General features: G+C 64.3%; 10 protein-coding genes. 2 read left to right on the plus strand and 8 right to left on the minus strand.

Annotated elements, in window-relative coordinates; all coding sequences use genetic code 11:
• Positions 1 to 52 precede the first annotated feature (52 nt).
• From IV500_RS15505 to IV500_RS15520, 4 genes are all read right to left on the minus strand, one after another.
• Entirely contained in the window at positions 53 to 2,167 is a 2,115-nt protein-coding gene (locus tag IV500_RS15505) for an ABC transporter ATP-binding protein (protein WP_312875951.1), read from the minus strand.
• The gene (locus IV500_RS15510) at positions 2,160 to 3,080 is read right to left on the minus strand and encodes an ABC transporter permease (RefSeq protein WP_230855047.1); all 921 of its coding nucleotides are present in this window, start codon (positions 3,078 to 3,080) and stop codon (positions 2,160 to 2,162) included. Before IV500_RS15510 ends, IV500_RS15505 begins: the two co-directional genes overlap by 8 nt.
• Before the next feature lie 3 nt (positions 3,081 to 3,083).
• The gene (locus tag IV500_RS15515) at positions 3,084 to 4,100 is read right to left on the minus strand and encodes an ABC transporter permease (protein WP_312875952.1); all 1,017 of its coding nucleotides are present in this window, start codon (positions 4,098 to 4,100) and stop codon (positions 3,084 to 3,086) included.
• 484 nt (positions 4,101 to 4,584) lie between these two features.
• Complete coding sequence (locus tag IV500_RS15520) at positions 4,585 to 6,777, minus strand: FUSC family protein (protein WP_196397719.1); 2,193 nt, start codon at positions 6,775 to 6,777, stop codon at positions 4,585 to 4,587.
• A gap of 119 nt (positions 6,778 to 6,896) precedes the next feature.
• Between IV500_RS15520 and IV500_RS15525 the strand changes: the two genes are divergently transcribed.
• Both IV500_RS15525 and IV500_RS15530 read left to right on the plus strand, forming a co-directional pair.
• Complete coding sequence (locus IV500_RS15525; protein WP_196397720.1) at positions 6,897 to 8,093, plus strand: CaiB/BaiF CoA transferase family protein; 1,197 nt, start codon at positions 6,897 to 6,899, stop codon at positions 8,091 to 8,093.
• A gap of 57 nt (positions 8,094 to 8,150) precedes the next feature.
• On the plus strand, positions 8,151 to 9,323 hold the full coding sequence (locus IV500_RS15530) for an acyl-CoA dehydrogenase family protein (RefSeq protein ID WP_196397721.1): 1,173 nt from the start codon (positions 8,151 to 8,153) through the stop codon (positions 9,321 to 9,323).
• A gap of 13 nt (positions 9,324 to 9,336) precedes the next feature.
• On the opposite strand, the gene IV500_RS15535 is transcribed toward IV500_RS15530, so the two are convergent.
• The 4 genes from IV500_RS15535 to IV500_RS15550 all read right to left on the minus strand — a co-directional run bounded on the left by IV500_RS15535 (position 9,337) and on the right by IV500_RS15550 (position 14,105).
• Entirely contained in the window at positions 9,337 to 11,577 is a 2,241-nt protein-coding gene (locus tag IV500_RS15535) for an MDR family MFS transporter (protein ID WP_196397722.1), read from the minus strand.
• A gap of 78 nt (positions 11,578 to 11,655) precedes the next feature.
• The gene (locus IV500_RS15540) at positions 11,656 to 12,204 is read right to left on the minus strand and encodes an acyl-CoA thioesterase (protein WP_196397765.1); all 549 of its coding nucleotides are present in this window, start codon (positions 12,202 to 12,204) and stop codon (positions 11,656 to 11,658) included.
• Positions 12,205 to 12,252: 48 nt separating this feature from the next.
• Positions 12,253 to 12,753 (minus strand): DUF456 domain-containing protein, encoded by a 501-nt coding sequence (locus tag IV500_RS15545; RefSeq protein ID WP_196397723.1) that lies wholly within the window; start codon positions 12,751 to 12,753, stop codon positions 12,253 to 12,255.
• A gap of 68 nt (positions 12,754 to 12,821) precedes the next feature.
• Positions 12,822 to 14,105 carry an MFS transporter gene (locus tag IV500_RS15550; RefSeq protein WP_230855048.1) on the minus strand — a complete coding sequence of 428 codons (1,284 nt, stop codon included), beginning with the start codon at positions 14,103 to 14,105 and terminating at the stop codon, positions 12,822 to 12,824.
• Between the last annotated feature and the right edge of the window lie 82 nt (positions 14,106 to 14,187).

Consider the following 14,187-nt stretch of genomic DNA (forward strand, 5'->3'; position numbering starts at 1 on the left):
ATAGTGAAACTTTTCCTTGGTGATTCCGTACGTGGCACGCCGCCTGCCGGTCTCACCGTTCCGCCATCGTGTCGATCAGTGCGTCGTGCTCCGCGTAATGGCACGCGACGGAAGTCTTATCCACGGTGCGCAGGCTGGGATCTTCATCCTGGCAGCGCAGCCGCTGTTGGTCCGGAAGCAGCTGGTAGAGCGGGCAGCGGCTGCGGAAATTACACCCCGGGATATTATCCGTCGGGGAGGGCAGGTCACCATCGAGGAGCACCCGGACGCGGGTCCGCTCCAGCGCCGGGTCCGGAATCGGAACTGCGGAGATCAGGGCCTGGGTGTAAGGATGGCGCGGCCTGCTGAAGACATCATCGGATGTTCCGTATTCCACAATCCGGCCCAGATACATCACCGCCACATGGTCGGCAATGTGATGAACCACAGCCAGGTCGTGCGCCACAAACACGTAGGACAGCCCGAGCTGCAGCTGGAGATCCTTGAGCAGATTAATGACACCGGCCTGAATGGAAACATCCAGCGCGGAGACCGGCTCGTCGAGCACCAGAATCTTCGGGTCCGTCACCAGCGCCCGTGCAATGCCGATCCGCTGCCGCTGGCCGCCGGAAAATTCATGCGGATAACGTGAGGCCATCTCCGGGTCAAGACCCACCAGCTCCATCATCTCGGAGACCTTGCGCTGCTGGTCTTTTTTGCTCACCCCATGCACAGTCAACGGTTCGGCTATCACGTCGTGGATCGGAAGCCGTGGATCGATGGAGGCCATTGGGTCCTGGAAAACCACCTGGATGTCGCGGCGCATTTTCAGCCTGTCCCGCTTGGACAGGTCAGCGACGTCCACTCCGTTCACCCGGATCTGCCCATCCTGCGGCTTAGCCAGCTCCAGGATTTCCATGATCGTCGTCGATTTGCCACAACCGGATTCCCCGACGAGTCCCAGCGTCTGGCCGGACCCCAACTCGAAGCTGACGCCGTCGACGGCGCGGACCGTACCGATCTGGCGCTTGAAAACCGCACCCTTCAGCAGCGGGAAGTGCCGGACGAGCCCCGTCAGTGACAGCACCTCACGGCCGTCGGTGCCGGCCGGGGTGCCCTCAATCAGCGGTACCGGGCGGGGGAACACTTCCGAGCGTGTCAGCTTCCCGCTGGTAATTTCGGACGAGCGGATACAGGCGGCCTGGTGGGTTGGATCTTCCTCCGTGCCGGTGAGGGCCGGCTCGGCCTCCCGGCAGGCATCAATGACCAGTGGGCAGCGCGGGGCGAAGGGACACCCCGGCGGCAGAGCGGCGAGCGAGGGCGGACGCCCCTCCAGCGGCACCAGCCGGGTCTGTGAGGACGCCATGGACGGCATGGAACGCAGCAGTCCAATGGTGTATGGCATGGCGGGCGCATGGAAAACCTGATCCACACCACCGGTCTCCACCAAACGCCCGGCATACATGACAGCAATCCGGTCCGCGTTGCCGGCCACCACGCCCAGGTCGTGGGTAATCAGCACCACGGCGGCGCCGGTGATCTCTTTGGCCTCCTGCATTACCTCCAGAATCTGCGCCTGGATGGTGACATCCAGCGCAGTCGTCGGCTCGTCGGCAATGATCAGCTTCGGATCGTTGGCGATCGCTATTGCAATCATGGCCCGCTGGCGCATGCCGCCGGAGAATTCGTGCGGAAATGCCTCCGCCCGGCGCTCCGGGCTAGGAATACCGACAAGTTTCAGCAGTTCCACCGCCCGTGCCGCTGCGGCCTGCCGGGACAAATTCTTATCATGGAGCAGCAGGCCCTCAGCGATCTGGTGGCCCACCGTGTACACCGGAGTCAGTGCGGACAGCGGATCCTGGAAGATCATCGAGATGTCCTTGCCGCGGATCCGGGAGAGCTCGGCATCCGAGCACTCCAGCAGCGAACGGCCCTGAAACCGTACGCTGCCGCCGATCCGCGCGGAGGACGGAAGCAGCCCCATCACCGCCATCGAGGAGACCGATTTCCCGGAGCCGGATTCCCCCACAATGCCCAGGAACTCGCCGGGATTTACATGGTAGCTGACCCCCCTGACGGCCTTCACCTCGTTCCCGGCCTGCGCGAAGGTCACGCTGAGGTTGTCTACTTCCAGGACGGGAGTCACGGCCGGGACTCGTTTGCCGGTAATGGTCAGCGGTTCAGTCACGGTTTGCTCCAGAGGTGGGGTCGACGGCGTCGCGCAGCGCGTCTCCGGCAAGACTCGTTGCCAGTACGGTGATGACGAGGATCGCAGCAGGGAAAACGAAGAGCCACGGTCGCGTGGTGGCGGCGCCGGTGCCGCTGGACAGCAGGGTTCCGAGCGAAACATCCGGGGGCTGGACGCCGAAGCCGAAGTAGCTCAGCGTGGTTTCCGTCAGGATCGCAGCTCCTACCCCGAGCGTGGCGTCGATGATCAGCAGCGAGGACACGTTGGGGATAATGTGCCGACGGATGATCGTGCTGGTCTTCACCCCCATGAACCTCGCAGCCTTGACGAAGTCCCTGTCCCGCAGCGAGGAGGTCTGCGCACGGATCACGCGGGCCAGAATCATCCAGCTGAAAATCGCCAGATAAACCATCACGATGACCCAGGATCCGCCCTTAATCAGCGGGTACAGCATGATCAGAATGTACAGTGCCGGCAGAACCAGCAGCAGGTCGATGAACCAGACAATGACCCGGTCCCAGACGCCGCCGAGGTAACCGGCCAGCGCCCCGATGAACCCCGCCAGCAGTGCCGAGACCGGCCCGACCACGAAGCCGATCAGCAGTGATTTGCGCAGCCCCACCACCGTCTGGGCATAAATGTCTCCGCCGATCTCGTCGGTGCCGAACCAATGCTTGCCGGTGGGCCCCGTATTCATCGACATGACGTCCTGGCTGACCGCATTGAAGTTGTAGAACGCCAGCCCGAAGAGCGCCCACAGCACAATGACCAACAGTGTGAGGGTACCGACCCAAAAGCGCGGCGTCCGGGCCAGCTTCGCGAAAATGAGGCGCAGGCGGGAAGCAGGACGGGGACCGCGTTGCTGGGCTTTGGGCGTGACGGGAAGGACCTGGGCATCTTCGACCATGCTCATCGGCTAGACCCTCACTCTCGGGTCGAGGGCGGCATAAACGATTTCAGAGAGCGTTCCGGCAATCAGCACCAGAATGGAAGCGAACATAACGGAGCCGGCTACCCCGTTGATGTCATTTTGCTGCACGGAACGAACCAGATATTCGCCCATTCCGTGCCAGCTGAATACCAGCTCCACCACCGTGGCACCGGTCAGCAGCAGAGCGAAGGAGTAGGCGAAGTAGGTGGACATGGGAATCAGCGCGATCCGCACGCCGTGCTTCACCAGGGCCCGGTTGCGGCTCATACCCTTGGACCGTGCCGTGCGGATGTAATCCGCCGAGAGGACGTCCAGCATGGCGCTGCGCTGATAGCGCGAATAGCCGGCTGCAGCCGTCAGGGACAAGGTGATGGTCGGCAAAATCAGGTGGTTGAGTCTGTCACCGAACATCACCAGGAAATTCCCCTGCAGGCCCGCGGTGTATTCGCCGCTGAAGTTGATCAGCTGATGCCCGGTCAGCCCGTTGAGGCTGGTTGCCAGAATCATCAGGACCACGCCGATCACGAACGTCGGCGTGGCACCAACGGTAAACGATGCGTAGGAAACCAGCTGGTCGCTGATCCGGTATTGCTTGACCGCTCCCCAGACGCCGAAAACGACGCCGAGCACCGCTCCGATGACGCTGCCGATGATCAGCAGGCGAAGACTCACCCCGGCGCGGGCAAAAATCACGTCGGTGACCTGTTGGTTGTCCACGGTGATGCCCAGCGAACCATGCGTCACCAGATTGGAGAGCCAAGTCCACAGCCGTTCCAGCACCGGAACATTCGGATTGACACCCAGACCATCGAGGATCGAGGTGATCACCTCGGGTGAGGGCTGCGGATTGCGGCCCAAGTAGCGTTGCGCCGGGTTCAGCGACAGGCTCGCCAAGACGTAGGCCAGCAGTGTCGCGATGGCTGTGAGAATGAAGTAATTGACGAACCGCTTGACCACGAAGCCGATCATTGGCGCGCTCTGCCCGAGACCAGAGAGCTGCACGCACCTGGTGCGGCAAAAGCTCTGCATGCGGCGCAGGCCCCGTACGCGGTGCGGACCGCTGGGCCGGCACCTGACGGAATCGGGTTGGAACAGTTGAGCACTGGCGCAATCCTTTTCAACGGCTGGAACACTGCGGCCACGGGTGAGCGACCGCCTCAAGCGCCCGTTGGCGACCATACGCCTCGTGGGCGTGCCCTGCGTCACAACGGAACAACTTTCGGGTTCAACGTACTACATGTGACGCGGAAGTCAATTTGGAATCGGCACGGCATTCCGGGCTGTGACGGGTTGTCAGCGAGGCAGCCACAGCTGCCGGCGAAACGCCGGAGCCCCATATTTCCAAGGTCATCAAGGGGCACTAGGGAGGTCCCCGCCCCCGGAAGTCAGCAGGGAAGCGCAGTTACGCGGAGCGAAGGCCAGGGAGGATTGACCTCCAGATCGTTACCGACGGGCGCCATTGTCAAAGGCGTTCAATGGCAACTCATCATGTTCCCTTGGCCACACGGGCGCCGTCCAGACCGGGCGCCCCGTCGTTGTAAGCCGTCTTCCGAGGCTCGCGCAGCAGGTGCACCATCGTGTCGATACTGTTGGCGACGCCGTCGGCCGCGTCCAGGACGGACGGCATGACCGCCTGCCGGACGGCAGGCGGGAGGTCTGGGGACCGTTCCAGATCCCGCCGCAGATCGGCATAGGCGGCACGCTGGCTGGCCGTTCCGCGCGGCAGCGTCCCCTGCGTCGCGGCATCCGCACAGGCCGCCAGATTGCGGTCCGCACGTGCGATGAACGGTGCCAGCACCGTAAGCAGCTGCTCAACGGGCTGGTGGGCCTGGTGCATGGAGAGCCTTGCGGCATCTATCACCATCGCGGACTGCACCAGCAAGTGGCTTTGGACCAACACGCCCTCGGCAATATACAACACCCTAGTTCCGGTGACCGGCTCGGCTTGGGTTCGGTCCAGCGAGGCCTGAGCGTTGGACCGTGCACGGCGCGCACCGACCCGTGCCGCGTCGATCCGGGACTTGCTCGCCTGCGGATCCGTGACGGCCGCCAGATACCGGCGATACGCCGCGAGAAGTTCGGCCATCCGGGTAGGCAGATAGGCGCGCTCCCAGGCAGGCCAAGCCGCTGTGGCAACGACCGCGAGAAGGCCAGCCAGGACCGTGTCGACCAGCCGGGGAACGACGACGACGGCAGCCGGGGAGCCGGCGAGGTCCAGTAAGGCGACCAGGTAGGCCGCGATCCACGTCCCCATGAACAAGGCGTTCGGTGCTCCGGAGGCCCGGACCCCGAAGACGAAGACCACCACCAGCGCGATCAGCGCATAGGGACCCGCCGGTGCCAGCAAATACGTGGCCGCCGTGCCAATACACAGCCCCAGCACCGTCCCGACCAGCCGTGCCGTGGTGCGTTGCAGGGTGGCGGCAAAATCCGGCCGGAGCAGGATCAGCACCATCAGCGGAACCCAGTAGCCGCGGTCCCCTCCTGGCAGCAGCCGGGCCAAGGCATCGGTCCCGGTCACCAAAATGGCCAGCCGGATGGCGTGCCTGGCAATGGCCGAGTTCCAGTCAAGGTTGGCGCGCAGCGTGGCCAGCGGGGCCTGCAGCGACACGCGCGACCTGCCCACCCGGGCCGGCCGCTCAACTGCCCTGCCTTCCAGTGCCCCGGGCGTGACGATCCTGCCGCAGGCCCGCAGCTGGCCGCCGAGAGCCCGCCCGTGCAGGAGTGCGAAGTGTCCGGTGGGCGAGTCCGGAAACCCGGCCATGACTTCCTCCATCCGCGCCAAGGCGGCCATCGCGGGGCCCAAAGCAGCGTCGTCGAACGGGCGTCCCTTATGCAGCGCCGCGGCGACCGCGTCCAAGGCGATACCTGCGGCCAGCAGCAAATCATGCACCGCCGTCCGTTGCGTTGTCTTTTCCGCCCGGTCGAACCTTTCCACGCAGTACGCGAGCGCCATGATCTCCAGCCGTAGCCGTTCCGCCTCATCGAGCAACGCACGGTAGGACTGCATGCTGGGACCGTGCCCGTGGCCGAACCCGGTGATGGTGTCCCGCGCCTTGTCCAGCACCGCAGCGGCACCGGGCGCAACCCGCTTGGGCTGCGCCGAACGCGTACGTTCCGCCAGTTTGCCGTAGAGATCCGCCAGCGCCGTGCGTTCAGGGCCGTGCCGGCGCAATGGCCAGCCGGCGACGGCAAGCAGGCTCTGCACCAGTGCGGCTGCGGTGATCAATGCGGCAATGGACACGGCGTCAGAGGGCGCCTGCGGGAAGCGATTGAGCACAATGGCCACCGCCGTGGCGGCAATGCCGATCTGCGAGACGTTCGCGCCCAGAGCCAGCAACATGCCGGTAACGAAGGAAAACACAGCAACCAGCAGCAGCGACAGTGGCACCGAGTGGGCGCACAACACCGTCAGTCCGCCCCCGACCCCGGCTGCCACGGCCGTGGCGCCCATTCGTGCCAGCCGGAGCCGGTAGCCGCCGGGCCGGTCCGCGAAGGCCGCAAACAACGCACCGACTGCGCCGAAGACACCAATGCCGATGTTTCCGGCCGCAATACCAACCACTAGCGGAATCCCCACGCCCACGGCATTCCGCGCGGCCACCACGGGGTCCGATTGCGAAAAATCCAGCCGCAGCGATTTTTTGGCGGTGGCGGAGATGGACGTCAGGGCGGGCATTCCTTCAGTATGGCATCGAGCCCCGGTGCCGCTATCTGCTTCCATGGGTTTATCGGTTCGGCTCCTGCCCGAACCTAAATAATGCCGCAGAACATACCGAAGAAGATAAAGGACAAGAAATGCTCCCAGACTCCGCGCCTGCCAAAGAATCACCAGCCGGTCCACTTGACTCAATCATCATCGCCGACTTTTCCCGCGTTTTGGCCGGGCCGCTGGCCACCATGACAATGGCGGATCTGGGCGCCCGGGTGATCAAGGTTGAACGGCCCGGGACGGGGGATGACACCCGCCAGTGGGGACCGCCATTTTCCGCGACGGGGGCTACCTACTTCGAAAGTGTCAACCGCAATAAGGAATCCGTCTGCCTGGACCTGACCGACCCGGCTGACCGGAAACTGGCGCGCACGCTTGCACTGCGGGCCGACGTGGTCGTCGAGAATTTCATGACCGGCACGATGGAGAAGCTGGGCCTGGGCTACGCGGACCTCGCAGCACAGAACCCGGGTCTGATCTATGCCTCGATCACCGGCTTCGGCAGCGCCGGCGGCGCGGCGCTGCCCGGCTACGATTTCATTGTCCAGGCGCTGGGCGGTCTGATGAGCATTACCGGCGAAGCCGACGGCGGTCCAATCAAGGCCGGCGTCGCACTGGTGGATGTGCTGACCGCCAAGGACGCCACCATTGGCATCCTGGCCGCGCTGGCCGCGCGCCAGGCCACCGGACGCGGGGCGCGGCTGGAGCTGAATCTGCTCTCCAGCCTGCAGGCAGCCCTGGTCAACCAGGCCCAGGCCTATCTGGGGGCGGACCAAATCCCCGGTCGGATGGGCAATGACCATCCATCGATCGTGCCCTACCAGTTGCTCCAGTGCGCCGACGGGCCGCTCGCGGTGGCCTGCGGGAACGATGCGCAATTTGCCCGGTTCGCGGCTGTGCTGGGCCGCGATGAACTTGCCGCCGATCCACGGTTTGCGACCAACAGTGCCCGGGTGGGGCACCGTGTGGAGTTGGTGGAACTGCTGGAGCAGGTGTTGCATACCGCGCCGGTGGGGAACTGGCAGACCAGATTGAGCGCTGCGGGCATTCCGGCCGGTCCGGTGGCAACCATTGCCGAAGGACTGGACTTCGCGGATTTGCTCGGGCTTGAGCCCGTCATCGAGGTCCAAAATCCGGCTGGCGAACCGGCTGGCCGGCAGGTGCGCCACCCCATATCGTGGACTCCGCCACTACCCGTGCGCCGGCAGGCACCGCCGGAATTGGGGGCGCAGGATCAGAGCGTCCGCGGCTGGCTTGCGGCGGACTGGACGCGAGCGGAGTAGCGTCAATAAGGTAACGACGCGCGATGTGCCCGGACCCTTCGAACGGAAAGTCATCCCATGACCGACGCTGTTGATCTGATCGATATTGATTCTCTCCTGAGCCCGGCGGAAATTGCCCTGCGTGCCTCCGTACGGTCTTTCGTGGACAGCACCATCAGGCCCAATATCGCCCACTGGTACGAGGATGCGGTCTTTCCGCTGGACATCGTGCCGGAAATGGCGAAGCTGGGCCTGCTCGGCATGCATCTAAAAGGCTACGGCTGCGCAGGCCGTTCCGCCGTTGACTATGGCCTTGCCGCGCTGGAACTGGAAGCCGGTGACTCGGGCCTGCGTACCTTCGTCAGTGTGCAGGGTTCGCTGGCCATGAGCGCCATCCACAAACACGGTTCCGAGGAACAGAAGAACGAGTGGCTGCCGCGGCTGGCCAGTGGGGAGGCGATCGGCTGCTTCGGCCTGACCGAGCCGACCGCCGGCTCCGATCCCGCAGCGATGAAGACCTTCGCCCGCCGGGATGGCTCCGGCCCGGATGCGGACTGGATCATCGACGGGAGCAAACGCTGGATCGGCCTTGCATCGGTGGCCCAGGTCGCGGTGATCTGGGCGCAGACCGAGGACGGAGTCCGCGGATTCGTCATCCCCACCGGCACGCCGGGGTTCACTGCCACCGCGATCGAGCCGAAATTGTCTATGCGCGCCTCCATCCAATGCGACATTGAGCTCTCCGGCGTCCGCCTGCCTGCCGGTGCGGCGCTCCCCGGCGCGAAGGGCCTGCGCGGGCCGTTTGAGTGCCTTAATGAGGCCCGGTACGGCATCATCTGGGGCGCCATGGGTGCCGCTCGGGACAGCTACCAGACGGCTCTGGATTACTCCAAGGAACGCCTGCAGTTCGATAAACCGCTGGCAGGATACCAGCTGACGCAGGAGAAACTCGTCAACATGGCCCTGGAAATCAGTAAGGGCACGCTGCTGGCGCTGCATTTGGGCCGGCTCAAGGATGCCGGCAGGCTCAGCCCGCAGCAGATTTCCGTTGGCAAGCTCAATAACTGCCGGGAGGCCATCGCTATCTGCAGGGAGGCCCGCACCATCCTCGGCGGAAACGGTATCACGCTGGACTACTCACCCCTGCGGCACGCGAACAACCTGGAGTCCGTGCGTACCTATGAGGGAACCGACGAAGTGCACGCCCTGATCCTGGGTCAACACATCACGGGGATCCCGGCCTTCCGGTAGCACCGGCGCGGCGCTACTTTTCTGCGTGTTCAGCGACAAGTATCAGGTGATTGTCATCCGCGAGCAGATCACGGGCCAGTTGCTCCAACCGTGTGGCCAGTTCCGGATGCTCCCCGGGAGACCAGCCCGCCAATAGCTCCGTCAGCCCGTCGCGCCGCGCGGTGGTCAACCGGTCGACGGCGGAACGTCCGGCCGCGGTGAGCCTCAGTTCTTCGCCGCTTTCGGCGCGCACATCCGCGGCGTGGGCGCCACCATCGGATGATCCCGGCTGCGGGCTCCTGCCCCCCGCACCCGTCCGGCGAACCCGGGCACGGTTGCTGTCGCCGTCTGGCCGTCTGGGGCTGTTCAGCCCTGTGGGGTGCTGCCCGTCGCCGTTGTTTCCAGTGCCGTTGTAACCAGTGCCCTTGTGACCAGTGCCGTTGTGACCGGTGCCGTTGTGACCAGCGCCGTTGTGACCAGTGCCGTTGTGCCTCAGTGGTAGGGCGGCCACCAGTTGCGAACGGACCAGGTCCTGCACGGGTGAGTCCAGCTCCGCAGGAGTAATGCGCAATCCGTGCGCCAGCGCGGACAGGCTCGTAGCGGACTCTTCCGGGAACCTGAAGAGCAGCCACACGGCATCGGGCTCCAGCTCAACGCTGGCCTCCTTCGCCAGGCGCCGGTACATGTCCGGGCGGTTCTCGCGCTGCAGCAGGTGGTTGAGTTTGCGTTCCACTTCCTGCAGGGACGTGCGGCCCTCCGGTGGGATGAAGGCCTCGGCGGTGTCATTGTCCACCGTGCTGCGCAACCGAAGCTCGGGCAGCAGCAAAGTAAGGATGAAGGCCAGTACACCGACCGGAGCGGCGATCAGAAATACGGTCTGCAGGGCATTGGCATATTGGGCAATGAACTCCGCCTGCTCCGCGGGCGGCAGCAAGGCCAGCTGGGCGGGATTGATATTGGCCCCGCTCAAGCCGGCGGGCAAGGTGTGGGAGGCCAGCACCCCGGCGAAAATCGCACCGAAAACCGCGGAACCAAAAGAACCGCCAATGGACCGGAAAAAGGTGGCGCCTGAAGTGGCCGTACCCAAATACTTGTAGTCCACGGCGTTCTGCACGGCGATCACGAGCACCTGCATGACGCCGCCAATGCCGACACCCAGGACGAACATGAACAACCAGACCAGGAGATCGGGTGTGTCTTGATCCATGGTGGAAAACAGGAACAGCCCCACGGTCATGATGGCGGTACCGGCTACCGGGAAGATCTTGTAGCGGCCCCAATGGGAAATCAGCAGCCCGGACCCGATTGAGGTCAGCAGCAGTCCGCCCATCATCGGCAGCAGCTGAAGTCCGGAGCTGGTGGCCGCTTCACCGCGGACCACCTGCAGGAACAGGGGCAGGAAGGTGATCGCGCCGAACATGGCGAAACCGACAATGAAGCCGATGCCGCTGGCCACGGCGAACGTCCGGTTGCGGAACAGGCTCAGCGGAATAACCGGCTCCTTGGCGCGGCGCTCGATCAGCACAAAGAGCACGATCAGCACCACACTGGCGACAGCCAGACCGATGATGAATGGCGAACCCCAGCCGTACGAGGTGCCCCCCAGGGTAGTCACCAGCACCAGGCCGGTGGCCGCGGCCGCCAGCGTCGCGGTGCCGAGGTAGTCGATCCGGCGCCGGATACGTTCCCCTGAGCCGGGCAGCACTGCGGAAACAACGATCAGAGCCACCGCACCGAGGGGGATGTTGACGTAGAAAACCCAGCGCCAGGACAGGTGGTCAACGAACAGGCCGCCGATCAACGGGCCGACGACGCTGCTCAGTCCGAAGACAGCGCCAAAGTAGCCCTGGTACTTCCCGCGTTCCCGTGGCGACACGACGTCCCCGATGATGGCCTGCGCGCCCACCATTAGCCCGCCGCCGCCAACGCCCTGAATGGCACGGAAGGCGATCAGTTCACCCATGCTGGTGCTGATTCCGGCCAGCACAGAACCTACCAGGAAGATCACGATCGCGGCCAGGAAGAAGATCTTGCGTCCATAGAGATCGCCCAGTTTGCCCCAAAGCGGCGTCAGTGCCGTGGACGCAAGCAAGTAGGCGGTGACAATCCAGGACAGGTGGTTCAGGCCACCCAGGTCCCCGGCAATGGTGGGCAGCGCCGTGGCCACGATGGTCTGATCCAGCGCGGCAAGTAACATGCCGAGCATCAGTGCCCCGATGATCAGCAAGCGGGCACGACCCGTCACCGGTGCCGCCTGCGTCTTTTCTCCCGCCATGGGCTCATGCTAGTCCTGTGGGCTCAAGCTTCGGAAGGCCCGGCCAATGAACCGCCCGCCACCTGAGGGTGAACCCGGTCAGTGCCAAGCGTGCGGCGCAGGCCTTCGTGCACCGGGCAGGGCATTAGCCTCCCGCCACTGATGGATCCAGTCCGGAAGGACCAAATCGGCCGGCGGCTGGCCCACCTCGGCGAAAATTTCCGCGTTGCTGACCGGGCCGTTCCTGCCGACCAACCGGGTGGCGACGTACGCGCGGGCGTAAATCCCGCCGTCGGACACCATGCGATGTTCAAAGTAGATTGCCTTCTCATCCACGCCCACAATTTTGGTTTCAAGCATGTAGTGCTGCCACAGCTTCAAGGATCTCCGGAAGGCGATTGTCTCCGCGCCGGCGACCGGTTTCCAGCCCCTGGTCCGCATTTTGGCCCACAGACCGCTGCGGGCCAGATGCCCCAAACGGCCCAAATCCATCAGAGAAAAATACATGCCGTTATTGACATGCATGGCCAGGTCCAGGTCCGTCGGCAGGACCCGCAGGGAAACCGACGAGGGACCCCAGAAGTCCACTTTTGGGCGGCGTCCGGATAAGACGAGGATGTGGAAGAGCGTGCGCAGGAGCAGATGCATAGAGGCCATGTTACCCAGCGGTAACCAAAGCAGGGCCACTGCAGGCCGCTAACGATTGGCGAAATAGATCCATACGCCAATAATCCATGTACTGCCGGCGAGCGAAGCGAAACCGAACTCGGCCAGCAGACCCAGGCCGGTGGCTCTAAGCGCCGCCATACTGGACGAGAGGGCGGCGGCAAAGCTGCGCTGCCGGGCGAGCTCACTGCCGAACAATCCCAGGATAAAACCGATCAGCAGCCCCACCACCGGAATGATGAAGAAGCCCACGATGCCCAGTACCAGGCCGGCCAGGATGGAACGCCCCGGAATCTGCCGCCGGCGCATGACCCGTCCGGTCAGTACCGCGCTGGAGAGCATCCCGACCGTCACCAGCAAAAGTCCGACGACGAACACCACCCACCCGACCGGGCTCGACACCGCGATGGCCCACGCCAGCAGGCTGAGCGCAATCAGGATGCTGCCCGGCAGTACCGGCACCACAACACCGACGGCCCCGAGAAGAATGAGCAGTCCGCAGATAATGGTCCAGAGAAGTTGGGTATCCATACTTTTAGTCTGTCACCGCCCGGCGCCCCCTTTGGGAGGTGGTGATCAGATGCCCGTGACCGGTTCCGCTAGTCGACGCTCTTGATCTTGACGACAAAGACGGCACCAAGTAGCCCAATCCCCGCCGCCACAATATACAAAAGCAGGTAACCGCCGTCGACCGCGGTCACCAATAACCAGGCAACTGCCGGCGCGATCACCTGCGGCAGCGAATTCGCCACATTGATCACCCCCATGTCCTTCCCTCGGTCGGCCGCGAACGGAAGAACCTGTGTCAGGAGTGCAAAATCCACGGCCAGGTACGCGCCGTAGCCAACACCCAGGACCGCAGCTCCGACCAGCGCACCCGGCCAGGAGGGGAAAAAAGCCAAAATGAGGGCGGCGAGCGCAATGATGACGGAAGAGCCGATCACGAAGGGCTTCCGCTTGCCCACCCGGTCCGTCCAAAGTCCGCCAATCACGGCCGTCACCAGTGTCGTCACCGCGTAAATACCCGTCAGGATCAGCACTCCGAACGCGGGATCGGGGTAATGCACCGCGTCACTGAGGAAGAACAGCAGATACAGCGTCACCAGGTGCGTGCCGACATTGACAAGGAAGCGCGTCAGCCAGGCCCAGCAGAAATCCGGGAAGGCAAACGGCCTAACGAACCCGACGATGAAGCCGCGCAGGGAGAACGGCGGCCGGAGGCTCGGATCCAGCGGCTGGTCCTGGGAGGTGAACAGGTACATGACGATCCCGAGCATCAGCACCGCCGCACAGATGATGTAGCCGAGCGCGAAATTGCCGGCCACGGCGGCTGCCACGCCGGCACCGACCAGAATGCCGGCCGTGGTGCCCATCGAGGCAAGGCCGCCGACAGTGCCGCGTTGGCGTACGGGAACCCGGTCCGGAATGGCGGCAGTGATGGCCGCAACCGCTCCATTGCAGCCCAGCTGAACCAGGCACCACAGCGCGGTCATCGCGGCCACGCCGGGTGCGGCAGTGAGGCCAAGCAGGCCGATGGTTCCCAGCAGCGCACCGATCAGCACCCAGGGAACCCGGCGGCCGAACCGGGACAGCGTCCGGTCCGAGAACGCTCCGAACAGCGGGTTTGCCACCAGCGATACGGCCGCACCGCAGCCGGTCACCAAGGCCAGAATGGCCTCCTTCTGCGGGGCGTCAAAATAGATGGCCTGCTGGCCCAGCAATACCTGGAGCGGGCCGAAGAACGCTGCGTTGATGCCGACATTCACCAGCACCACGCCAGCGGTCCAGCGGTGGCGCACGTTCCGGACCGGTTCGTTGAGCGCGCTTGCCGACGGGGGAATGTTCATCGCGGGGAAACTCTCCGCCGGCTGACCGAACGTCATGGCACCCCTTCTTCCCCACGGACAGCCGCCGGTGTTTGTGATCAGCGGTGTCTATAATCAGCGGTGTCTGTGATCAGCGTAA

Source organism: Arthrobacter terrae, assembly GCF_015708085.1.
GTDB lineage: Bacteria > Actinomycetota > Actinomycetes > Actinomycetales > Micrococcaceae > Arthrobacter_M > Arthrobacter_M terrae.